The 24,690-nt window shown below is 34.8% G+C and carries 23 protein-coding genes; 6 read left to right on the top strand and 17 right to left on the bottom strand.

What is annotated here, in order from left to right; translation table 11 throughout:
* Positions 1 to 249 precede the first annotated feature (249 nt).
* The 8 genes from MHI40_RS05165 to MHI40_RS05130 form a co-directional block, all read right to left on the bottom strand.
* Positions 250 to 1,602 (bottom strand): TrkH family potassium uptake protein, encoded by a 1,353-nt coding sequence (locus MHI40_RS05165; RefSeq protein ID WP_340761805.1) that lies wholly within the window; start codon positions 1,600 to 1,602, stop codon positions 250 to 252.
* A 101-nt stretch (positions 1,603 to 1,703) separates the two neighbouring features.
* Entirely contained in the window at positions 1,704 to 2,474 is a 771-nt protein-coding gene (locus tag MHI40_RS05160; RefSeq protein WP_093535520.1) for a TerC family protein, read from the bottom strand.
* Positions 2,475 to 2,775: 301 nt separating this feature from the next.
* Positions 2,776 to 3,864, bottom strand: coding sequence for an SDR family oxidoreductase (locus MHI40_RS05155; RefSeq protein ID WP_340761804.1), 1,089 nt, complete (start codon positions 3,862 to 3,864; stop codon positions 2,776 to 2,778).
* A 65-nt stretch (positions 3,865 to 3,929) separates the two neighbouring features.
* Positions 3,930 to 6,995, bottom strand: coding sequence for an efflux RND transporter permease subunit (locus MHI40_RS05150; protein WP_340761803.1), 3,066 nt, complete (start codon positions 6,993 to 6,995; stop codon positions 3,930 to 3,932).
* A gap of 309 nt (positions 6,996 to 7,304) precedes the next feature.
* Positions 7,305 to 8,879 (bottom strand): peptide chain release factor 3, encoded by a 1,575-nt coding sequence (locus MHI40_RS05145; RefSeq protein ID WP_093535526.1) that lies wholly within the window; start codon positions 8,877 to 8,879, stop codon positions 7,305 to 7,307.
* A gap of 313 nt (positions 8,880 to 9,192) precedes the next feature.
* A complete protein-coding gene (locus MHI40_RS05140) occupies positions 9,193 to 10,242 on the bottom strand; it encodes a M42 family metallopeptidase (protein WP_340761802.1) in 1,050 nt (349 codons plus the stop codon).
* 190 nt (positions 10,243 to 10,432) lie between these two features.
* Positions 10,433 to 12,610, bottom strand: a complete 2,178-nt coding sequence (locus MHI40_RS05135) for a sensor domain-containing protein (protein WP_340761801.1) — start codon at positions 12,608 to 12,610, stop codon at positions 10,433 to 10,435.
* A gap of 216 nt (positions 12,611 to 12,826) precedes the next feature.
* Entirely contained in the window at positions 12,827 to 14,215 is a 1,389-nt protein-coding gene (locus MHI40_RS05130) for an aldehyde dehydrogenase (protein ID WP_340761800.1), read from the bottom strand.
* Between the two features lie 288 nt (positions 14,216 to 14,503).
* Here MHI40_RS05130 and MHI40_RS05125 point away from each other — a divergent pair, with 288 nt between their 5' ends.
* Positions 14,504 to 14,644: a hypothetical protein gene (locus tag MHI40_RS05125; RefSeq protein WP_175496189.1), complete on the top strand. Its 141-nt coding sequence runs from the start codon at positions 14,504 to 14,506 to the stop codon at positions 14,642 to 14,644.
* A gap of 107 nt (positions 14,645 to 14,751) precedes the next feature.
* Positions 14,752 to 15,480 carry a thermonuclease family protein gene (locus tag MHI40_RS05120; protein ID WP_340761799.1) on the top strand — a complete coding sequence of 243 codons (729 nt, stop codon included), beginning with the start codon at positions 14,752 to 14,754 and terminating at the stop codon, positions 15,478 to 15,480.
* 48 nt (positions 15,481 to 15,528) lie between these two features.
* Here the strand turns inward: MHI40_RS05120 and MHI40_RS05115 are convergent, their stop codons facing one another.
* A complete protein-coding gene (locus tag MHI40_RS05115; RefSeq protein WP_093535536.1) occupies positions 15,529 to 16,113 on the bottom strand; it encodes a phosphatidylglycerophosphatase A family protein in 585 nt (194 codons plus the stop codon).
* 100 nt (positions 16,114 to 16,213) lie between these two features.
* Between MHI40_RS05115 and MHI40_RS05110 the strand changes: the two genes are divergently transcribed.
* Genes MHI40_RS05110 through MHI40_RS05100 form a run of 3 tightly spaced genes read left to right on the top strand, consistent with a single transcriptional unit; the run spans position 16,214 to position 17,944 of the window.
* Positions 16,214 to 16,936 (top strand): alpha/beta hydrolase, encoded by a 723-nt coding sequence (locus MHI40_RS05110; RefSeq protein WP_340761798.1) that lies wholly within the window; start codon positions 16,214 to 16,216, stop codon positions 16,934 to 16,936.
* A gap of 60 nt (positions 16,937 to 16,996) precedes the next feature.
* Positions 16,997 to 17,512: a YjcG family protein gene (locus MHI40_RS05105; RefSeq protein ID WP_093535540.1), complete on the top strand. Its 516-nt coding sequence runs from the start codon at positions 16,997 to 16,999 to the stop codon at positions 17,510 to 17,512.
* 3 nt (positions 17,513 to 17,515) lie between these two features.
* Complete coding sequence (locus tag MHI40_RS05100; protein WP_340761797.1) at positions 17,516 to 17,944, top strand: GNAT family N-acetyltransferase; 429 nt, start codon at positions 17,516 to 17,518, stop codon at positions 17,942 to 17,944.
* A gap of 310 nt (positions 17,945 to 18,254) precedes the next feature.
* Here the strand turns inward: MHI40_RS05100 and MHI40_RS05095 are convergent, their stop codons facing one another.
* The 4 genes from MHI40_RS05095 to MHI40_RS05080 form a co-directional block, all read right to left on the bottom strand.
* Positions 18,255 to 19,610 (bottom strand): arsenic transporter, encoded by a 1,356-nt coding sequence (locus MHI40_RS05095; protein ID WP_340761796.1) that lies wholly within the window; start codon positions 19,608 to 19,610, stop codon positions 18,255 to 18,257.
* Positions 19,611 to 19,817: 207 nt separating this feature from the next.
* Entirely contained in the window at positions 19,818 to 20,405 is a 588-nt protein-coding gene (locus MHI40_RS05090) for a DUF6897 domain-containing protein (protein ID WP_340761795.1), read from the bottom strand.
* Between the two features lie 125 nt (positions 20,406 to 20,530).
* The gene (locus tag MHI40_RS05085) at positions 20,531 to 22,102 is read right to left on the bottom strand and encodes a DUF2642 domain-containing protein (protein ID WP_340761794.1); all 1,572 of its coding nucleotides are present in this window, start codon (positions 22,100 to 22,102) and stop codon (positions 20,531 to 20,533) included.
* A 76-nt stretch (positions 22,103 to 22,178) separates the two neighbouring features.
* Positions 22,179 to 22,703, bottom strand: a complete 525-nt coding sequence (locus tag MHI40_RS05080) for a hypothetical protein (RefSeq protein ID WP_340761793.1) — start codon at positions 22,701 to 22,703, stop codon at positions 22,179 to 22,181.
* 206 nt (positions 22,704 to 22,909) lie between these two features.
* On the opposite strand from MHI40_RS05080, the gene MHI40_RS05075 reads away from it, so the two are divergent.
* The gene (locus tag MHI40_RS05075) at positions 22,910 to 23,260 is read left to right on the top strand and encodes a hypothetical protein (protein ID WP_340761792.1); all 351 of its coding nucleotides are present in this window, start codon (positions 22,910 to 22,912) and stop codon (positions 23,258 to 23,260) included.
* A gap of 158 nt (positions 23,261 to 23,418) precedes the next feature.
* Here MHI40_RS05075 and MHI40_RS05070 read toward each other — a convergent pair whose 3' ends face one another.
* The 4 genes from MHI40_RS05070 to spoVAE all read right to left on the bottom strand — a co-directional run bounded on the left by MHI40_RS05070 (position 23,419) and on the right by spoVAE (position 24,689).
* Entirely contained in the window at positions 23,419 to 23,721 is a 303-nt protein-coding gene (locus MHI40_RS05070; protein ID WP_340761791.1) for a hypothetical protein, read from the bottom strand.
* Positions 23,722 to 23,819: 98 nt separating this feature from the next.
* Positions 23,820 to 24,065, bottom strand: coding sequence for a stage VI sporulation protein F (locus MHI40_RS05065; RefSeq protein WP_340761790.1), 246 nt, complete (start codon positions 24,063 to 24,065; stop codon positions 23,820 to 23,822).
* A gap of 32 nt (positions 24,066 to 24,097) precedes the next feature.
* On the bottom strand, positions 24,098 to 24,256 hold the full coding sequence (locus MHI40_RS05060; RefSeq protein WP_093535558.1) for a YjcZ family sporulation protein: 159 nt from the start codon (positions 24,254 to 24,256) through the stop codon (positions 24,098 to 24,100).
* Positions 24,257 to 24,323: 67 nt separating this feature from the next.
* Complete coding sequence (gene spoVAE, locus MHI40_RS05055) at positions 24,324 to 24,689, bottom strand: stage V sporulation protein AE (protein ID WP_340761789.1); 366 nt, start codon at positions 24,687 to 24,689, stop codon at positions 24,324 to 24,326.
* Position 24,690: the final 1 nt, after the last annotated feature.

Below are 24,690 nucleotides of genomic sequence, written 5' to 3'. Positions count from 1 at the left end.
ATTAAAAGTAAGATATTGATTACTCTATTGGAACTGTTTTATAAGGCAAGGTCCACCACGAAGACTCCAGTGGGAATAGCTTGAGCTGAAGACCCCGCAGGAACGTAGTGACGAGGAGGCTGAAGCCAAGCCCACGGAAAGCGAAGTGGTGGGCCTTGCCGAGTTTAATATTCAACTCTATACACCTAAATTTGAGTTTGTCTACAGTCTGAAACGAGCTATCCTTAAAGGAATAGCTCGTTTTTTCATTCACCCAATAATTACACGTTCTTTCGGATAACGATATTTTGTTTTGTTATGCTTACCACCTAATGTGAATAAGAAGGAGATTAATCCAACTCTACCTATGAACATCAGAATCATAATAATAACCTTTCCAATATTCGACAAATCCCCTGTAATACCTAGACTCATACCACAAGTTCCAAAAGCAGAAGTAATTTCAAATATTAAGGAGGAAATTGGAACTCCAGGCTCCGTTACAGTCAGAAGTATGGTAGCAGTGAAAACCATTACTAAAGCTAGAATAATAACAGCATACGAGCGATACACATCTATTAAGTGAATCTCCCGACCAAAAATTTGGATATTCTCTTTGCCCCTTGAAAAATGGATTAAAAATAGAAGCGCAATAGCGAAAGTTGTAGTACGAATTCCGCCTCCAACAGAACTAGGTGAAGCACCAATGAACATTAAAACACTCATCAAAAAATTGGTACCTTCGCTAAATATAGTAACGTCTATCGTCGTTAGTCCTGCTGACCGCGTGGAAATTGAATGAAAAAATGCAGTAAAAAACTTCTCGTGCCACGGCATACTTTTAAATGAATTAAAAAATTCTAATATAAAAATCATAACAGTTCCAAATAGCAACAATGCTCCATATGTAATAGTCGTTAACTTCGTAAACAAAGAAAAGCGGAAATTCTTATTTTTGTTCGATAAAAACTCTTTTACCTCAATTAAAACTGGAAAACCTATCGCTCCAAAAACGATTAATATTCCTGTAATCGTTTGAACAAAATAATCATTATGATATGCATATAATGATTGCCCAGTAATATCAAACCCAGCATTAGTTGTTGCGGATACAGATGTGAATATTCCATGAATTGCTGCCTGTTTTATCGTATCAAAATACTGTGTAAAATAGACAGTTAATAGCGCTGCGCCAATAGTTTGGACAAGCAAGAGAATTTTAACAATCTCTTTTATTAGATGAACGACGCCTGATAAGTTAGATTGATTGTGATCAACCATTATTAACTGCCTTTCACGTAAACCAATCTTCTTCCCAGCTATTAACCAGACAAACGTCCCTAGTGACATAATCCCAATTCCACCAAGTTGTAAAATAAGAATAATCATGAAATAACCAAAGACACTATATGTATCCAAAATACTGACTGCAGTCAAACCAGTAACAGAGACTGCGCTCACTGCCGTGAACAAACTATCAATGAATGCGACTTCTACACCAGGTTTATGCACTCCTGGAAGAGAAAGAAGAACTACTGAAATAGCTATAGCAATAAAATAATACGTAACAATTACTTGAGCAGGTGTAAATTTTAATCTCTTTTTAAGTTGTGGCTGCTTCATTATTTTATTTCCTTTCAACATTTCGAGTAATCATTATCTCATTGTAAAAAAAAAAAGCGTAAAAAGATAGCTAAAACTATCTTTTTACGCTTTTACTCTAATTATTTTGCTTCTTTTTTCTGTTTTGCAACACCTAAAAGGTATCCACCAATAGCAATCGCAAGTAATACGATCCAGAAAGTTAACTTCCATGGAGTAGAATGTGGGAAATGCTCATCTAACACGCCAACGTTTGGATGTGATAAAGTCATAACAGTAAGTTTAACCCCAACCCATCCTACGATTAAGAATGCAGCTGTTTCTAATGTAGGCATCTTCTCTAGTAATTGTACGAATTTATGTGCAGCAAATCGCATAATTATTAGACCAATGATTCCGCCTAGGAACATAACTGCGAATTGCCCTCCATTAATACCACCAATTTCATAAGTTCCCCAATATGGTAATGTTACTGCTATTGCAACTGCAGCTAGCATAGAGTCAATAGCAAATGCTATATCTGCAAGCTCTACTTTTAATACAGTCATCCAGAAACCGGATCCTTTTTTAGGCTCCATTCCTTCCACATCTATATGTGGTCCAGGGCTTTTACGTTGATCATAAATATGTTTTATAGATATGAATAACAAGTATGCCGCTCCTAATGCTTGAACCTGCCAAATATTCACCAAGAAAGTAATCATGAATAACGCTAAAAATCTAAATACAAAAGCACCTAGTAAACCGTAAAACAATGCTTTTTTCTGTTGCGCCTTCGGTAAATGTTTTACCATTACAGCCATTACGACTGCATTATCGGCTGCTAATAATCCTTCTAAACCAACTAGAACTAATAACACCCAACCGTATTCCAATAATATTGCCGTGTCCATAAAAAAATCCTCCTTTTTTGCATATAAAAAGACCCATGCCTTAAAAAGGCAAAGGTCTTGCTAAGCAAAAATATTATAATTGCTATCATAACCGGTGGCATAACCACGTAATGACGACTATGAAATAGGTTTCCCTATAGCTACTCCCCTTTGACGTTAGTCAAAAGTTTATTTAATTATGTTCTAATTATACCATTATTCTTCCTCTTGTAAACTAATAACTACTATATGCTACATTAACGATTCGTATGATTATCACTTTTAATCTGCTAAAACGTCTTAAATAAATGAGGGCTCAAGTTCACTTTATCGGAATATGAAAAGAAGTGTCATTCTTATGCTTATTATAGAATGCTATCATTGTCGGTACCGTTTGAATGAAGTCTGGACATGTAATATCTCCTTTGGTAAGAATACTTTCAGCATTTGTCGTATCAAATGTGGCATTCCATGTTAGATAATCTAATGTTTCTTTTTCAACTTGTAAGAATTTCCGAACTGGAGACAAAGCAACTGCGGTTTTCGCAATTGGTAGCGGGAGCCTTCCTTTAGGATACTTTCCTGTAAGTTCTTTTACGAATGCTCTATATACCTCTTCCACTGGATAAGGATTGGGATCAGTTAAATGAAGCGTTTTACCAATGGCTTCTTCGCTATGTGAACAATAGATGGCTGCTTTCGTTATGTAATCACTTGGAACTACGTTTATACATGCAGTGGATTTACCTAAATACGGGAGAAAAGGAAGCTTTCTTAGATTAGAAATCATATTTACAAAGAAGTATGGACCATCAAATTTAATCGTTTCTCCAGTTTCTGAGTGGCCTCTTACTATTCCCGGTCGAATAATTGTAACGGGTATTGTTTCCTTTAACTTTTCAACAAGTAATTCAGCCTCATATTTTGTTTCTTCGTAATGGTTTTTAAATCCTGCTGGACGAATTAATTCTGTTTCTAATAATTTCCCTTCTCTCAAACCTGCAACATAAGCCGTACTAAAATATGTATATCGCTTTAGTTTAGAGAACTGTGTAACTACTCTATTAAACATTTCTGTACCGTGAACATTTACTTTCCATGCAATTTCCTTAGGGACAGCTAAATCATATATAGCGGCAAGATGCCAAATATATTCGACTTCGTCTCGTAACTTTTCAAGTGTATTCGTAATAATCCCCGCATCCGGTAGAGTTATGTCTCCTTCTATTATTTCAATAGTTTGAGAATGGTGTTGATCTTGATAAATTTCAGCAATCATTTTCTCCGCTAAACCAGTTTGTGAAGGGAGTACAAGTACATATATTTTGGAATAAGCATCCTGCTTTCTTAACTCTTTAATAATATTCTTTGCCAAAAAGCCTGGAAATCCTGTTATTAATGCTGACGACAATAAAAACACCCCTTTTTTACAGTATACAAAAAAAGAGTCTCCAACTGAAGACTCTTTTCTCTATTTTACAGAATATTTGGATGTTTCCTTCTAGTTTCTTTATCAAATAGACTATAGATGACCGGAACTACGTATAGTGTGAGGAAAGTGGAGCTTATTAATCCCCCTATTACTGTGATTGCCATTGGCTGATTAATCTCGGTACCTTCCCCAATTCCTAAAGCTAATGGTACTAAGCCTAATATTGTCGTCAATGCTGTCATCAGTATTGGACGTACACGATCACGTACAGATGTAATAATTGCATCATATGAGGACATACCATCACTTTTACGTTGGTTAATATAATCGACCAACACAATTCCATTGTTTACAACAATTCCCACTAGTATTAAAATTCCTATTATAGCAGAAATACTTATTGGTAAATTAGTCGTAAATAGTCCAATGAAAATACCTATCACCACGAGTGGAACAGTGAACATAATTACAAAAGGATATTTGAATGATTCAAACTGTGCTGCCATCACTATAAACACCAATACTACAGCAAGTATTACCGCTAATATCATATCATTCTTGGAGTTATCTAATAATTCTCGATCGCCTCCAAAAGATACGGCAATATCCTCTGTAAATTTCTGTTCCTGAATAATCTCATCGATTAAATCTGACATTTCACCTAGCGAATACGCCGACTCATATTTTACTGAAAATGAGATTGCACTAGCTTGATCGACACTTCGAATGGCTACAGGTCCTTCTGCTATATCAATTGTCGCAATTTCTTCCAGAGCAATGTACTGACCAGAAGGAGTACGTAATTGCAATTTCTTCAACTGCTCTAGATTACTTCTATACTTTTCATCAAACTTTACATACACACCTAAAACTTGATCATTTTCATCAATAATTTGAGAAGTTAATACCCCTCTCGTCATATTATTTACTGTCTGGGCTATTTGCGCAGGAGCAATTCCATAATCTATAGCATTCTCACGAATGACATTTATCTGAACTTCTTCTACTTTAGTAGTTAAATCATTTGTAACTTGGACAACTCCATCTAAGCTGGTTAAATCTTGCTGTAATTGATTCACTGCTGTGTCTAATTTTTTCTTATCGTTAGACGACACAGTAAATGACACAACATTCGGAGAAGAACCTGAAGCAGTTTGGACATTGAAATTTATCTCTGCATCAGCTCCTACAGCTTTTACCACCTTAGGTTGCACTTCATCTACAAAAGTGAAAACAGAACGATTTCTATCCTCTAATGCTTTTAATTTCACAGAAATTTCTGCTGTATTAGAATTTGCACTTCCTCTAGACTGTCCTTCTTGACTGCCTCCAACAAAGCTGACATAAACCTCGATATCCTCTTCTTTTTTAAGAATCTTTTCTACTTTCTTGACTACTTTATCAGTAGCTGCAAAAGAAGAGCCCTTTTCTAGATCTACCGCAATAGTAACAAATCCTTCATCTGTTGCGGGTAAAAACTCTGTCCCAACGCGGAATAAGCCGATAGTCGAAACTACTAAAAGAATCACAGTAATTATTAATATCATGGCACGATGACCTAAAGTCCACTTAATCGATCGTTCAAAATTACTATACGTTTTCGACCTCCTTCTTCTAGCCTCTATATTTCCTTTTGGCTTTTTCAATAATTTACTTGCCATCATCGGAATAACAGTAATGGCTACTACTAATGATGCAAACAAGCTGAAAGATATCGTAAGCGCAAATTCTGTGAATATCTGTCCAATTAGACCAGATAAAAAGAGAACTGGAACAAACACAGCTATTGTAGTCAAAGTGGAAGCAGTTATAGCACCTGCTACCTCCTTCGTTCCAATACTAGCAGCTTCTTTTGGTGTTTTTCCTAAACCTAAATGTCGTTCAATATTCTCAATAACAACAATGGAGTTATCCACAAGCATCCCTATACCAAGAGCTAATGCCCCTAACGTCATAATATTTAGAGAAAAACCAGCAAAATACATAAGAACAAACGTTACAATAACGGAATACGGAATGGCAACCCCAACTATAATAGGACTTCTTATGCCCTTTAAGAATATAAATAATATAACCATTGCCAGTAATCCACCCGTTATAAGAGTAGTTCCAATATTATTAATGGCAATTTTTACATAGTCCCCTTGGTCAAAAAGTATATTGGCATTTACATTTTGAAACGCCTTTTTCTCCAATTGCTTATCTAATGCTTCTTGAAAAGATGTGGAGACATTAGCTGTATTAGCACTAGATTCTTGGAAAACTGATAGTAAAACAGCCGGTGCATCGTTGGCTCTAGTTTCCGAAAACTGTTCTGCCTTTGTTAAATCTACCGTTGCTACATCGGCAATTGTAACTGCCGTCCCATCTAACGGGTTAACTGTGACAACTAAGTTTTTAATATCATCTACAGACGTTAGTGTACTAATGATACGAGTAGTAAGTGATTTATCCTCGTTTGTTTCAACGGGATTACCTGGAAGGGAAATATTATTTACTTGAATGACTTGTACAATATCTGACTGTGTAAGTCCTTTAGCTTTTAATTTCTCTTGATCCAGTAAAATCTGCACTTCTTCCACTAAAGAACCAGATATATTAACACTTGCAACTCCTTCAGTTCTTAACAGTTCTTTCTCTAATTGCTTAGCTATTAGCTGAATATCAGTTTCAGAATTCTCCGCATTCAGTGCAAGTTGAATAACCGGGAATTGGGCAGGGTCAAATTTAAGGAATCGTGGTTTGTCTGCTCCATCAGGGAGAGGAATAATATCGATACGCTGCATAACATCCATTTGAATGGCATCCATATCCGTAGACCAATCAAATTCTAGCAAGATGAAATTTGCCCCTTCTTGCGAAGTACTATTTACAGACTCAATTCCTGGCAAAGTGCTAAGTGAAGCTTCCAAAGGCTTCGTAATTTTCTCATCTACCTCAACTGGGCTTGCCCCTTGATAATTTGTAACAACTACTGCGATTGGTGGATTTAAATCTGGTATTAACGTAACAGGTATTTTAAAAAATGAAACCCCGCCCAGAATTATGATTAAGAACATTATAACAATTGTAAATACGGGTCTTTTTATAGAAAAGTCACTAATTTTCATTTTCGGGGGACCACCTTCTTATTGTGCTATTTATATCATATGCTCTACAGAAGAAGAGTTCAAATTTTTATCACATGTAAATAAAAGCCCTCATGAGATTGAACGCTATTACACGCTTTTTTCGGATAAAAATTTCACTTGGAAAGGTATTGTGCCTCGAGAACGCTTAGTCTAGTATGACAGCAATAATATATAGAGCTCCGAGAGGTATAACCACTGGAAGCACTAGTATTTGGCTCTCGACCGCTAGTAAAACAATTTCCATTATTACAAAAGAAAGAGGTCACCTGATAGGCAACCTCTTGGAGATTAAAGTAAATTATAAAGTTTAATATGCTCGTATTTGTCCTGGAACCAACGAGTAGCGAACTCATTTTCAAACAGGAATACATAATTATCATATCGATCTCGGACAAGCATCGAGCGTGGACCTGTCATCGATTCCTTTACATCTTCCTCATTTTCAATCCATCGGGCTACTTTTGAGCCAATCGATTCCATTCGAACATCGACATTGTATTCGTTATTCATACGATGCTCAAACACTTCAAATTGAAGCTGTCCAACTGCACCTAAAATAACTTCTTCTGTATGAAGTGTCTTATAGTATTGGATTGCTCCTTCTTGCACTAACTGTTGGATTCCTTTATGGAAATGCTTCGACTTAAGTACGTTTTTAGCAGTTACTTTCACAAATAATTCCGGTGTAAATTGAGGTAGCTTTTCATACGTAAATGCTTTTTTACCTCCGACAACGGTATCCCCTATTTGATAGTTCCCCACATCGTATAGCCCAATAATATCTCCCGCAACTGCTGTTTCAACTGTTTCACGGTCATCTGCTAAAAATTGTGTAGATTGTGTCACTTTGAAGGTTTTCCCCGTTCGAGCCAAAGTCACGGTCATTCCACGCTCAAATTTACCAGAGACAATTCGCACAAAAGCAATACGGTCACGATGAGCTGGATTCATATTTGCTTGAATTTTAAAGATAAACCCAGAAAAATCTTCATTTAGTGGATTTACTTCTTCCTCTTTTTCAGTCATGCGTGGTTGAGGGGTTGGAGCAAACTGTAAATAAGTCTCCAAAAATGTTTGAACCCCGAAATTTGTTAAAGCACTACCAAAGAATACTGGTGTTAAATCACCTGCAAGTACTTTTTCCTCATCAAAATCATTACCTGCTTCATTTAGCAGCATAATATCTTCCATTGCTTGAGTGTAATAAGAAGTTGCTTTCATCGAATGATCTACGGCAAGTTCTCCATTCTCATCTATAGGAAGAAATCTCTCTGATTCATCCGTACGGAATTGTTCAATCCGTCCATTAAAACGATCATAAATCCCTAAAAATTCTTTTCCCATACCTATTGGCCAGTTCATGGCATATGATTGAATACCTAGAACCTCTTCCAACTCTTCCATAAGTTCAAGTGGTTCTTTCCCTTGACGGTCAAGTTTGTTTATAAACGTAAAAATAGGAATTCCTCTCATACGACAAACTTTAAATAGTTTTAACGTTTGAGCTTCAATACCTTTTGCAGCATCGACTATCATAACTGCACTATCAACAGCCATTAGTGTACGGTACGTATCTTCACTAAAGTCCTGATGTCCAGGTGTATCCAATATATTTATACGACAATTATTATAGTCAAATTGCATAACGGATGATGTTACCGAAATTCCACGTTGCTTTTCGATTTCCATCCAGTCAGACGTTGCAAATTTCCCGGATTTTTTCCCTTTAACTGTACCTGCATCACGAATAGCTCCACCAAAGTACAAAAGCTTTTCCGTAATAGTCGTTTTACCAGCATCGGGATGGGAAATAATTGCAAAGGTTCTTCTTTTCAATATTTCATCTTGTAATTTTATATCCATTCTGTTATATCTCCTTCTTATTTCACTTTCTTATCATATGGATTTAGGGAGCAAAAAACAAGTAAAAAAAGTGTAAGTGCTTATGTTTACTCTGAAAATCATTGGAAACACCGCAGCAAAAATCATTTTCCTCTTTATCGAACCATATGTTATCACTCATGGAGCATGACGTTGAAGTTTGATAAAAAAAGCGAAAGCGCCAATTTCGACCTAGAAATCACTTCAAAAATTGGTTAAAGGTACAGTATACCTTTAACCTATATTCGAAATTGAATCTGGCAGGTTAGGCGCTAAGCTTAAATAAGCAGGACTCTTAAGACATTTTTGTATTTACGTAACTATATAAAAGTTTTGCTGTATTTTCCAACGAATCAATATGTGTACGCTCGTATGCATGAGATGCTTCAATACCAGGTCCCAGTAGTGCATGCTTCACATCATATCCTGCACGAATAGCCGCCGATGCGTCAGATCCATAGTAAGGATAAATATCTAACTTATATTCAATATTTTCATTTTTAGCCAATTCTACTAATCGTCGAGTTAGCTCGTAATTGTAAGGTCCTGAAGAATCCTTTGCACAAATAGACACGGTATACTCATCAGACGATTGACCATCTCCGATAGCACCCATATCAACAGCCAAATATTCCACTGTTTCAGCCGGCACATTAGAGTTACCACCATATCCGATCTCCTCATTATTAGAAATATAGAAATGTGTTGTATGAGGTAATGTCATGTCTGTATCTTGAATGGTTTTGACTAATTGCAGTAGTAATGCTGTACTCGCTTTGTCATCGAGATGGCGAGATTTGATAAAACCATTTTCAGTTTCTTCAAATCGAGGGTCAAATGAAACAAAATCTCCAACCTCTACACCTAATTTACGTGTATCTTCAGCCGTTAATACTTTTTCATCTATACGAACTTCGATATTTTGCTCATCCCTAGGTAAACCACTGGCATTCTTATATACATGCACAGTTGTTTGATGCATTAAAATAGTACCTCTAATTTTTTTGCCATCTGCTGTATGAATAGTACAGTACTCACCTTCCACAGCATTCCAATTAAAGCCGCCTACCATCGTAAGTTTTAATCTTCCGCTACCTTTCACTTCTTTTACCATCGCACCTAATGTGTCTGTATGGGCTGTTAAAAGTCGATGTTTTGTATCATCTGTTCCTTTTATAGTAGCGATTAATGCACCTTTATTTGTCCGAATATAATTCACTTGCAGTTGCTTTAAAATATTTTCCATAAAGTCCATAATCTCTTTTGTATAACCAGACGGACTAGGAATTTCTACTAATTGCTTTAATAATGCTACCGTTTCTTTTGCTTCAAATGTATATGACACTTTTTTATCCCCTTTCACTACCTTAGTCTTATCTTAACAAAATCTTATATAATCAGATACACCTAATTAGGATACTATTTCAACAACTAAAAAAGCGGATTCACTTTAAGGTTCTAGATTATCATTAGATAAAGTAATACTACTTATCTGTTGTCATAGACTAGACGAAAGAGTAAATCCACTTTTTTATTTAATTTGCCAGCACAAAGTGAGGTACTTGATAGACCTCTAAAGGTTTAGAGAAATAATATCCTTGGACAGTATGACAGTCATTTTCTCTTAAAAACTCAATGACCTCCGCTGTCTCTACTCCTTCTGCTACTACTTCGAGACCAAGGCTATGACCAATTTTAATAATAGAGGATACAATTACTGCATCTCTACCTATTAATACTTGGCTTGTCAAACTACGGTCAATTTTCAATGTATGAATCGGTAACTCACTCAAATATCGGAAATTAGAAAAACCAGAACCGAAATCGTCCATTGCAAGTTTAATACCCATTGATTCAAGATCATGTAATATTTTCAACAATCTTTCCATATTTTTCATCAAAACATTTTCAGTCAACTCAATTTCTAAATAATGAGGAGGTAAACCTGTTTTTTCTAGAATTGTATGTACATTTGCTAAGAAATCATTTTGCTCTAGCTCTATAGGACTTATATTAACGGAAATAGTTTTAAAAGGGACCCCTTGTTTAATCCACAGTGCAGCTTGTCTACATGCTTCTTCTAAAACATATTTACCAATTGAGATAATGAGCCCCGTTTCTTCTGCGAAAGGTATGAAATCATTTGGAGGAATAATTTCTTTTCCTTTTTTATTCCAACGTATCAGTGCTTCATAGCCTTCAATCGTTCCTCTTTTTAAATTGACTTTTGGTTGATAGACAAGATAAAATTCATGCTTGTCCAATCCGCTACGTATATCACTTTCTAAGCTTACTTTGTTGACATAGCCCTCCATATGTTTCAAATCAAACAGCACCGCATTTCGTTTACCATTTTCCTTTGAAATATTTAATGCTAAATCAGCCGCTCGGTGAATTTCTTTATAACTAGATCCATGTAGTGGAAAGGACGCTATTCCAATCGAACAAGATATATGAATTTCCATTTCTTCTATATTAAAAGGTTCTTCTACCTTTTGAATAAGTAGCTTTGCGTTTTCAAGCATTTTAGTTCTTTCCACTTGCCCCTTAATAAGTACAACAAATTCATCCCCACCAATGCGATATAACTCCCCTGTAGTGTTGTAAAAGTCCTTAATCCTAGCCGTTACTAACTTCAAGAGGGAATCACCAGTAAAATGACCAAGGGAATCATTAATGTTTTTAAATCTGTCCAAATCAATATATAGAAAACTAAAGGGTGTGTTTTCGTTTATCACTTGTACAATATCTTTTTCTAAAGCCGCAGTATTAAACGTATTTGTCAAATGATCGCGGTAGGCAAGCTCAGTCAATTTAGTCCTTGCCGACTCAAGTTCCGTAATATCGTTTCCAATACCAATCGCGCCACTTATTGTTCCATTTGTTTCAACAGGAGAGATTGTAATATGTATACATCTATCATCTAACCATTCCTTATAAGAAACTTCCTCACCAGTAATAACTTTTTTTAGATGAAATAATAATCGATCTGTCATCTCTTCTGAGATGTATGTATTCATATTATAAATAGGAATTAATATTTTATTTTTTATGGAATTAATGCTAGGTTGAATCGTTTGTAGACCTTTCTTTGCTAAAAACTCTGAGGCTAATTTTCCGGTCAACAATGAAAAACCATAATTATTTTCACTATCTTTTTCCACTTTGAAGACAAGATTGTTTATATGGTGTGCCACAGTTTCAAAGGAAGAAAGTAGTTTGGACTGCAATAATATTTCCTTTTCTTTTTCTATAGTAATATCAGTGCGGATACTTAGAAAATAGGTATCATATCCGTTATTTTCAACAGGTATTATATACGTTTTCACCCAATATAATTCGCCATTCTTACGTCTATTACATATTTCACCTGTCCATGTATGTCCATTTAGAATAGTAGACCACATGTTTTTAAAGAAAGCTTCAGGATGAGTTTTCGAGTTAATAATTCTATGTGTATTTCCTATTAGTTCTTCTTTACAGTATCCTGTAATCTGGCAGAAGCGGTCATTCACGAATAATATTTGTCCTACCTTATTGGTTACCGCTATTATCATCGTTTCATTCACTGCATAGTCCATGAGTTCCATTTTAAAAAAGGCATCATCTAGCTTTTCCTGAAGTGCTATATCGCTACCCAATGACTCATTGAAGATTGCAGTTTTAACTTTATATAATAATTCTTCGGTATTTGTATTAAATACAGACTCCATAGTGCCTCACCTACCTAAAAATGATTGTTTAGTATTAGTAATTTAAGTCAATTTTAGTAAAATAGTCACCCTTTGTCAATGGAATCACCATAATAACTCACCTATTATTTATGAATTGTGACATTTTGAAATCTATTAAGTATTTAAAAAAAGCCATTCTAGTACAAAGACTAGAATGACTTATCTCATTTTATAAAGCTCTATTGGCTGATACCATTACTTTAGTAAGCCTCTCACTAGCTTCACTTTGTTCTTGTAAGGTGGGAAAACGATATTTACTGGAAAGCTTGTATTTTTTTTCACGATAGACTTTTGATGTGTAAATAGAGTAAAGCTTGCTTCTCCGTGATAGGATTGTACTCCTGAGTTCCCTACTCCGCCAAATGGTAAATGAGCACTTCCAGCATGCGTGATTGTGTCATTTATACAGCCTCCTCCAAATGGTAGCTCTTGAAGAAAGAATTGCTGCGCTTTCTCATGTTCACTAAACATATAAGCAGCCAAAGGTTTTGGAAACTTACGAATTTGCTGGATTATAGTCCGTAAATCATTGTAAGCAATTATAGGTAGTATCGGTCCAAATAATTCCTCTTCCATCGATGGACTATTGAAATCAACTCCATTCAATAAAGTTGGTTCCATAAATAAATCATCACGATCCGTTTTCCCTCCAAAAATAATATGGTCACTTTCCTCTTCTAAAATTCTCTTAAGGCGATCAAAATGATTACCATTTACTATTCTTCCTAGGTCAGGACTTTGTTGCAATTCTTTTCCGTAAAACTGTGTAATTGCTTTTTTCATCTGTTCGATAAACTTATCTTTTACCGATTCTTCCACTAATACATAATCAGGCGCTATACATGTTTGACCTGCATTCACAAATTTCCCCCATACAATACGTTTAGCTGCTACAGCTAAATTTGCAGTATGATCCACAATCGCTGGACTTTTCCCACCTAATTCTAAAGCAATGGGTGTTAATCGCTCTGCAGCTGCTTTCATCACTATTTTTCCTACTTGGACGCTTCCAGTAAAAAATATAAAATCAAAAGGAGCATGTATTAACAAAGAGGTTTCTTCCTTCTCTCCCTCTAATACTCTAATATATCTCGGATCAAATGCTTCAGAAATAATTTTCTTCACAATATTAGTGGTGTGAGGTGTTGCTTCTGAAGGTTTAATAACTGCACAATTTCCTCCAATAATTGCTCCAATTAGCGGCTCCATAATAAGTTGGAATGGATAATTGAATGGTGCAATTATTAATACGGTTCCATAAGGATCATTTACAACAAAGCTTTTAGATGGCATTAAAGCAACAGGTGTTTTTACGTACTTCGGTTCCATCCACTGCGCAATATTTTTAATCATAAATGAAATATTGTCATAAACTAATCCTATTTCTGTGACATAGGCTTCGAATTCACTCTTTCTTAAATCCTTGTATAATGCTTCTATTACTTCTGCTTCATATTTTTTAATCGTACTTTTAAGTATTTCTAATTGGGCTATTCGAAATTCTACAGGTCGAGTCATTCCAGCATAAAAATAGGCTTGATGCTCTTCTAGCATATGGTTTAATTGTTGCTCTGAAAATTTCATTTTTTATTCTCCCCTTTTATTCATTTAATCTTAAAGGAATCATACTATTTTTTTCTAATAGAAGAAAGAATAAACATTTAATATGCAATACATGAAGTCTACCTTTCGTGGAATACTAATTGCAAGAAGTCATTTCCACCAATAGACTACAACTATAAGTCTATAAGACTTCAGAATCCCTGTGCTAAACGATTCATTTTTCACGTAATTGGTTTATATGCGAAGCTCAGCAGGGTATAAAAATCGTATATATAAACAAAACAAATTATTAAAAGGGAGGAAATAATAATGACTGAAACAGAAACTTGGTGGGAGCCCATTTTTACAGGAGCTTTCGCATTAGGGCTAAATAAAGAGCGTTTAAATGAACTAGAAGAAGAAACATTTTTATATTTTCAAGAGGATCAAGGTGAAATGGAGAAACACTAATTGAATAATCTATTTAGGATTTCAGCTTTTCCCTTCTATTGTATAAGGAAAAGCTGATTTTTTATTTCCTCTTTATTTATATGCTAAACTACAATGGGTGATAATAAATGAAGAAGATTTTTTCTTATCTAGTTCTATTCACTGTACTTCTATATGGTTGTGATGAAAGTTCCACTAATGGTGTGATTCAAACTGATGGAAGTACCAATCAAATAGCTGTTGAAGTTGTGGAAGTTATTGACGGTGATACGATTAAAGTTAAATATAATGGAGACATAGAAAAAGTTCGATACTTGTTAATAGACACTCCCGAAACAAATCATCACACTCTAGGAAAACAACCATTTGGTGAAGAAGCAAAACAACGCAACAAGGAAATAATAAAGAGTGGGAATGTAACCATTGAGTTTGATGTAGGAAATCGACTAGACGACTATGGGAGAATGCTCGCTTATGTGTATGTAGACGGCGAAAGCGTCCAAGAAACTTTGCTCGAAGAGGGACTAGCAAGGACAGCCTATATCTTCCCTCCGAACACTCGATATTTAGACGAGTTTGAGGAAGCTTCTAAAGTGGCTAAAGAAAGAAGTATTGGTATATGGGAGACAGATAACTATGTTACTAATAGAGGTTTTAATGCTGAAGTTCTAACTAATAATAATGCTGAAGAAAAATCCACAACTGAACAATGTAATATCAAAGGAAATATTAATCGGCAAGGCAAAAAAATTTACCATATACCTAGCGGGAAATATTATGAACAAACTAATCCTGAAGAATGGTTTTGTACTGAGCAGGATGCTATACAAGCCGGCTTCAAAAAGTCCGGTGAGTAAAAATGCAATCAGTGGGAGATGATGTCGCCACTGACTGTATTTTTTATGTTATGTTCTTGCACCTTTTATTTTAGCTTCTGGAACTGTTTCTTCAGGTGAAATATCTGCAAAGGTTTCATTTTGTTCTTCTAAATCTCTTGTCCGATGCGCTAAACGTGAAGCTGCACTAGAAGCGATGCTCGCCACTAAATCATCTAAAAATGTATGAACTGCTCCTCCAATTTTAGTATCTAATTTTGAAATAAGTCCAATTTTGTTTTTATCTAAATGGCCAAATGTAGTTACTGCTATACTGCCATAAGTAAATACAGCTCCCAATGCAATCGTTTCGTCTACCCCAAACAAACCTTCATCCGCTTCCACTATTTGTTGCAATGGTGCAGATAGCATTTTCTTCTCTGCCAACTCATCAAGTTCGATACCAACTAATATCGCATGTTGCATTTCTCTTTTTTTCAATACACTTTTAACAGATTCTATACAATGTTCTATAGTAAGTCCCTTATTGTAAGGAAATTGCATCTCAAATACAATCTCTGCTATTTCTTCTAAAGTAACTCCACGTCTTTTTAACGCGTCTTTTGTAGCTTGCTCTACTTCACGAGAATGGACTCTAGATGTTTGTCTATCCATATTGTTATCCCCCTTGTTGTTTCATCATTTCGTTTATTATACCTCTTTGCTAGTATATGATACAATTTCTGTACTACATGAATGATATTAGGAGGAAATTATGAACAAGGGAACTATACAAGATATATCGTTTTTTAGTGAGGCTTTACAGGAAGAAATGCAACTTCTAATATACTTGCCTCCAAATTATTCACCTCTCTATAAATACTCTGTACTAATAGCATCTGACGGAAAAGACTATTTTCAACTAGGAAGAATTTCTCGAATGGCTGATGAGTTATATGAAGAACAAGCAATTGAGAACTTAATCATAGTTGGAGTACCTTATAAAAACGTAAAAGATCGAAGAGATAAATATCATCCAGATGGCTCTCAATTTCCTGCTTACAAACGTTTCTTGGCGCAAGAATTAGTACCGTATATAGATGAAAACTATCCTACTTATCAAGTTGGAATGGGCAGATCACTAATAGGCGATTCGTTAGCTGCTACTGTTTCACTCATGACAGCTTTAGCCTATCCAAATACATTTGGAAGAGTAATAATGCACTCCCCACTTGTCAATCAGGCTGTAATAGAATCCGTCGAGAAATATAAAGACATTCATGCATTTTCTCTTTACCACGTCATTGGAACGGAAGAAAAAGCAGTGAAAACAGGGGACGGTTTATTAACGGACTTCATTACTCCAAATAGAGAGTTACACAATTTATTTAAAAATAAAGGATTTTTGACCTTTTATGACGAATTAAGAGGAGACCATACTTGGAAGCTTTGGCAACCAGATATAAAAAGAGCGTTGTTGCAAAATTTTAGCCTATAGAGAAAGATTTGTTATAATAGGTAATATTGTTATTTTAATAATTTGAGGAGGTAATGAAAAATGAAATACGGAATTGTTGCTTTTCCATCTAAAAAGGTACAGGACTTCGCAAACTCCTATAGAAAGCGTTATGACCCTCACTATGCTTTAATCACTCCACATATGACGGTCAAAGGTGTATTTGAAGCCGATGAAAATGAGATTAAAACCATCGCTGAAAAGGTTAATAAAGTAGTGCGTAATCATAAACCATTTACTTTAAAAACAACTAAGGTAAGTTCATTTGCCCCTGTTACTAATGCTATATACTTTCATGTGGAACCAACAGCTGAGCTAGTTAAACTGCATGAGGATTTAAATGATATTCAATATAATGAGGATGAAAGCTATTCTTTTGTTCCTCATATTACAATTGCTCAAAAGATGAACGCAAGTGAACATGATGATATACTGCCACAATTAAAAATGATTGGTGCACAGTTTGAAGAAGAAATCGATCGCCTACATCTTTTATATCAACTGGAAGATGGATCATGGACTGTATACGAAACATTTAGATTGTCTGGAGCTGAGTAAGTATTGGTGTACGCAAAGAAAGTGGAAACTGAAAAAGAATATGAAGATGCTATAAAAATTAGAAGAAAAGTTTTTGTTGAAGAACAGGACGTCCCTCTTCATCTTGAACTTGATGAGCATGACGAAGAGGCAGTACATTTTGTAGCATACGACGAAGGCACTCCATTCGGCGCAGGTAGAATTAGAGTTATTGAATCTGGAATAGGTAAAGTAGAAAGAGTATGTATTCTTCCAAGTTATCGTGGACGAAAGTTAGGTAATCTCATGATGCAATGCATGGAGGACTACTCGAATTCTACCGGCATTAATAAGCTAAAGCTAAATGCACAAAGTCAGGCCATTCTTTTTTATGAAAAAAGAAATTATACTATTACCTCACCTGAATTTTTAGAGGCTGGAATTCCTCACAGAGCGATGGAGAAACAAATTTAATACGACAATTTTATGGAGAGTTTTGACTAACGTCAGACTCTCCATTTTACGTTTGGAAACTTTTTGAGTGACCAATATTTACAAAATTTTCATTTCCGTGACATTCTTTCATGCTATATCATATATATACTATTAACGAATGAATTCAAACCATATATGTATCCATATAAAGTTCATCAAAATATTCCAAACTTCATAAACATCCTAGTTGGAGATAAGACTTTTTATGGTTTTTTGTTTTAAATAGTAAAGCAGGAAATCTCCATTTTGTTTGAAAAGTTCCCGCTTAATCATAGGCTTTTCATCTCTTTCAATTAAAAACGATTTGCACCCAAAAGTATAAGAGGGTTAACGTTACAATCGTTGTTATAGGAATTACTTTTATCGAGATGCTCAAATAATCTTTCCATGTAATTTTAATTTTATTTTTCCTTAAGATGTCCATCCAAATAAGGGAAGCAAGTGTGCCAATTGGCAACAACAGTGAACCCATATCGCTCCCAATAATATTGGCAAGATAAATCGTTTTTAAAGTAATCGGGTCTAAGCCCATTTCTGTTAATGTTATCGTCCCAATCATTAAGGCAGGATGATTGTTAAAAAGGTTTGATAGTATAGACACTAATCCCCCCATGATGAAACTAGCTTGGAATAACCCCTGCTGAACTATCGGCTCACACCACTCAACTAGTAGTGCAGTTAGACCGACATTGTGTAGGCCGTAGATAATTACGTACATAGAAAATGCAAAAAGTAGAATATGCCATGGTGTCTTTTTCAAAATATCTATTGGATTAGATTTTAAATAATACCCTCTCCATAGTAATAGAATAAGCGAACTAATTGCTGCAACGATTTCAATGGGAATATTTACATAAGAAGCAAAAAATAGCATCCCTCTTACAACTAAGACAAAGAATAGGATCTTGAACATAAATTTACTACGCTTATGTTTCGTCTCCAGGGAAATACTTGCTTTCAGTGGATGAAAGTTTTGAGTAAAAAATGATTCCTCCACATTAATGAGAGAGTTTGGTAAAGTTTCAGGCAGTCTTTTCTTCACAATGACAAACATCAAACAGGACATAAATAATAACCCTAAAGTTGCTGGGACAAACATCATTAAAGTATGCATCCATAAAGACATATCAACAATCTTTAATGCTATTAAGTTAACTAGATTGCTTACTCCGATAGGTGCGCTGGAGGCAGTCGCAATTAAAGCTCCACTGATTAAATAGGGGATTTGTTGAGGAGGTTTTAGTCTCATGTTCTTAAGTAGTAGTATTAAAATGGGAGTTGTTATCAAAATACTTCCGTCATTATTGAACAATAATGTCATTCCAAAACATAATAACTGTATATACCAATACAATCGATAACCTGATCCTTTTGAAAAAGCTACAATTCGAGTAGCTACCCAGTTGAAAAAACCGAAGCTTTCCAATATGACAGCCATGACAACTGTCGATATTATCGTAATGGACGCCCCTCCAACTTTATCGATAATATCAAACACGTCTGCTAAAGTCACAATTCCTGCAAATAATAATATCCCAGCGCCAATTGTTGCTGGCCAAGCTTCATTTACTTCTCTAGGTCTTACAAAAATGACTAACATCGTAGATAGGAACACCAGAATGGCGATTCCAATTTGCAAACTCATACATATACCATTTCCTCTCCTTATTATGATTGTCCCCTTCCTTGTATGTATATTCCTTTCCCATTAGAGAAACGAGGTGTATGTCCATATTCTCTAAAATATTCTATAAAACTCATTATTTTACATAATAGAATAAATAAATTCTATCTATCCCCAACTTCAAGAAGCATGAAATATTTCATGCTTCTAATTTTATATATACATTTTTTATACTCCGTGAATCGTTTTTATATGATCAATATTTATATAATCCTTAACTGCTCTAGCTGCCTCCAACTCGACAACTTGTTCTTCTACATTTTTTATAGTTCCAATATGACTCTTACTTCCACCAATATTAAACACAATAATCTTATCTATAAATTTTTCTATTTTGTTTTTAAAAGTATCCGCACTAGCTTCTGTCACTGATAGTTGGAACTTCAGATTATTTAACCCGTAAGGACATTCATTTGTAGGATAAGGAATTAGCCACTTTAAATGTTTGGTAGATATATACATAGTTTTATAAATCGGCGAATAAAATTCAAAATAATCATCCATTATCTCAGTGATATAACCATGTAGGGGCTGATCATCTATTAAGTATATTTCAGTGCTCTTTCCCTGAGCTTGATGTAGCGTTACTCGTAAGGATAGTTCATGATTATTTTCACCAGTTTTAATACTAGAAGACTCTATTGGGGCAAGGGTATCTAACTCATTTTTCTTTAGAGGACAGAAGCTATGGATATGAATGATAGGAATATACATATAATCTGTACCATTGAAAATAACTATAATATCTGTTCCCACATCAATTAGAGTACCCTTTAATACTTTTTTCCTGACACCTCTATTTGGACATACTCCTTCAGTAGACTTTGAATAATTTTATTCAAGGTCACAACTCCTTTTAGTATTTACTCGTCCTGGAAACACTACCGTCTTAACTTCCGGTACATTGTCGTTGCATGTCTCATTAGCGATATATATTGTTTTTCTATTGCAGCTGTGTCGTGCCTAGAGTCATATATTGGATAACCATAAATCATTTCATACTGTCTCACTTTTTCTGGACTGCCCTCGACTCTTGGGTGAAAATATAATTTGTTATCTGTTTGTTTAAAATTTACCGCATTTGAAATTTGAACTGCTGCGTAATTCATCAAGGCAAAGTATTGCTGCTCCAACATTTCATTCACTTCTTTTTTACTCATCACATTTACATTTAATTGAGGTTTTTTTTTTTCTAATGTTCGCGTTGGATTATCTAAGATATCTAGTTTGTCTTGCCCATCCGAGTTTCCACCAAATTGTTTTGAATAATCTGTCTGTTCATTTAGCTCCGGCTTGGACGTGGTCACTAATTTATTTTCAATTGGGGGTGTCATTTTATTTTTCAAATCATTTTTCTTTGGTAATGTAATAGTAGATTGATCACTATTCATTGAGCTCCAAGCCGTTAGAAGTACATCTTTCCCCTTCACTTTCGACCTTTTTTCAGGAATATTTAGTTCTTCATTGGAATCAAAACTAACTTGTTCTTCTTCAATTTGATCTTTTATTTCATCTAGGTAAATCTCAAGTTGTTCTTCTGATTGAGGAGGAATAGCTTTATCTAATAATTTATCTTCAGCTATTAAGTCTGTTACTTCACTTTCGACTTCATCTATACTGGATACTTCCTCTTCTAACTCTAAAATAATAGCCTCGGCAATTGCTAAATCTCCACTGCTACCTTTTTGCTCCAATTCAGCTTTAGCAGAAGTGTCATTATCCTCTAACCCAGTTATTTTAATCGGGTCCACTAATTTATCAGTAATCCCAATCGTCACTGCCTCAACTTCTTGTTTACTAACTAAAGTACTAACTTTCTCTGTTAATTCACCAGGGGTTGTATTCTTCCTTACTTCCGGTTCGCGTAGAGGAGCTGTCACATTTGCAACAATCTTATTGGCCATTAGTTTAGTTCTGTCTTGTTCCACAGATAAATTCTCATTTATAACCTCAATAGAACCTTTGCTAATACTAAATCTGTATAGTTTTTGGATAGCCAGTTGTTCCTTCTTATTGGAAAAATAGAGGTCACTTTCAGATATATTGCTAGAAATATCGGTAATATGTGAAATAGGAATAAAAAATAACTCTTTCCTATTTATTAGAATGATATGATCCTCGAAGATACTGCTTAATATTCCGTAAAGAGTAGGAATTCCGTATTTGTTTACCGTAACCCATTGGTACCTTAATGCAATTAACACATCTGTCATATCATTTCTAACTAGATATGGACTAAACTTCTTTGCTAGAGACAAATCGGTAGTATTCTTAGAAATTGCTTGTATTTGATGTATCGCTATATAGAAAGTATTTTCATTCACTTCCAAAACAATATGATTTTCTTGAATATCTAATAAGATACCTTCAACGAATTGATTATTAGCTAAATACAATCCTATACTCTTCTTTTCATTGGCATATAATACGTTTTCGAAGTTTCTTTTCTGCACTTGGAGGTCACCTCCCTTATAGAATATTCGTCGCTTTTAATTAAAAAAGCGACGAATGCATACTTATTTACTAGCTTTACTTTGCTTCTTCTTGATTTTTTGATTCATTTTTATTATCTTCTTTATTATTTTTATTTTCCTCTTTACCACTTTTATCTTTGTCTTTTTTCGTTTTCTCAATCTTCACTCCATAACTAATATTACGAATATGGAATAAAGCAACTCGAATTATTTCTTCGTTCGCCACAATTATTGCGTAATCATCTGTAACTGAATCTAAAACACCTTCTAGTGTTTCAGGCCCACCACGATTAATTTTTACCCACTGTAATGTTAGACAATTCAAAATACCTTTGAAATCATCGGCTTGAATATACTCAAAATCTTTCGGTATTTCAAGATTGAATTCTGTCTGGTTTTTTGAATGATTCGTCAAACTTTTAATATGTTGTGTACTATAATATATAATTCCATCGTTTTCTGTTAATAAAGTAAAGTAATCGTCCTCAGCTGACAAGAGTAAACCTACTCTCGATTCTGGGCCACCTCTATCTACTTTAATTACTTTGTCTACTAGAGAGAGTAACATTTTCTTATTCATCTTTCTAACCTCCTTTTTAGTTATCCTTGTATCTATATGTATCTTGGAGGACCTGAGTATTGGTTAAACGCCCATTTCACTTTAATTATACAAGCACCCATCATCTTAACTCACCGAACAATATGATGCATCTCTTCATATTCTGTAATAGTGTCATTAAATCATAGAAAGTAGTGAGTATTTTGAAAGACCACAAAAAGAAAAAAATGCCTCATCATAAGTCGGAAGATACATCAAATGATATTGCTGATAAAAATGTAAGCGAATCAGAAGATGAAACAATAGGAGCAAAGGAAGGATCAGAGAACAAAAAAGACAAGGATGCGAAAAAAGAAAAAGATAGTAAAGAAGATAAAGAGAATAAGGAAAAAAAGACCTCGAAGGATTCAGAGAAAAAACAAGACACTAAAAAAGAACATAAAGAATCCAGTAATTTTGAAAATACAGATGAAGACAAAAAAGATAAAAAGAAAAAACACGAAAAAACAGAATCAAGTGAAAAAAGTGCTGACCATGAGAAACATTCAGACGAAAAGAAAAAAGGACATAAAAAATAACCATAGTACTAAGTCAGACGGAGTAATAAATAAAGGTCCAGCTAATCCCATGATGGAATTAGCTGGACCTTTTATTTTTCGTTGTTGTTAGTTCAAAATTGAGATTTATCCTGAAAAAATCGCTTATCGTAGATAAGCGATCTTTCTAATACTATGAACTAAACATACGTATTAACACTGTTTCCTTTACCACTGATTTCAGCTATTAGTGGAGATAAGTTTACTGGATTTGGATGGATAAAGCCTTTAAATAATGGTTGGATTGATGGTCTTTCTTGTTCCATTAATTGCTCTGCTTCCTCTTCTAAAAATTGTTCCTGCTCTTCTAAGTGATCATCAAAACCAGATTTAAATTTTACAGGTTGAATATTATCAATATAAGCAAAATTATAAGCATTCCCAATCATTCTATTAGCATAAACTTGTGATTGAATCGGTTGTATTGGAAGAATATATCCCATGTTCTCCACCCCCACATTATTTTTATTATATTACGCTTTACCCCATCCTATTATTCTTAAACCTATTTTTTTATAAAAAGTTTAATTAATTTACAAACTTATAATAGTTTTTGAATATCTGCTAAACTTAACGAACTCCCACTCTGTAAAATAGAGCGTGTAAGTTCATCTTCTAATTCCTGAGAAACAGGTTTATTTGCTAACTTGCCAACTTTACGTACAATTTTACGAACTTGTTTCTCATCCGTAAAATCAGCATGTGAGATGGCATTGGCAAGCGTAAATAGGTCATCCATTGACACACCGGTTTTATTTTCTATAGATTTAAAAAATGAATTTTGCATAATTTTTCCCCCTCACATCTTATTGTTTTTTATTAATAAGGGAGAAAGCTTCTACCAACAATGATTAGTAATATAAACAATACAACGATTAGTACAAAGGTTGAACTTTTGTTGCCACCATATTCGTTGCCTCCAGCATACCCCGGGTATCCTTGGTATCCTTGGCATCCTCCACCACAGTAGTCATACATACTCTTTCCCTCCTCTCCTCTTCAACTTATTGTATGCGAGAGGAGAAAGGAAAAAAGGGCGAATCAACTAGTACATTGTCTTCCGCTTGTGAAAAATGAACGCACCAATGACACCAAACAATATTGCAGAGCTTATACCAGAGCTTGTTACTTCAAACATTCCAGTCAATACACCGATTAACCCATGCTTTTCTGCTTCTGCTAGTGCTCCATGTGTCAAAGAATTTCCAAAGGAAGTTATAGGAACCGTCGCTCCTGCACCAGCAAAGTCAATCAATGGCTCATATAGACCAAACCCATCTAATATAGAACCTAATACCACTAAAGTACTTAATGTATGTGCAGGTGTTAGTTTAAATACATCCATGAAAATTTGACCAATAACACATATCAAACCACCAACGATAAAAGCAGTCACTAATGATGAAATCATG

The organism is Psychrobacillus sp. FSL H8-0510, assembly GCF_038008345.1.
GTDB lineage: Bacteria > Bacillota > Bacilli > Bacillales_A > Planococcaceae > Psychrobacillus > Psychrobacillus psychrotolerans.
Note: the sequence above shows the minus strand (reverse complement) of the source record. Positions and strands in the feature narration are given on the sequence as shown.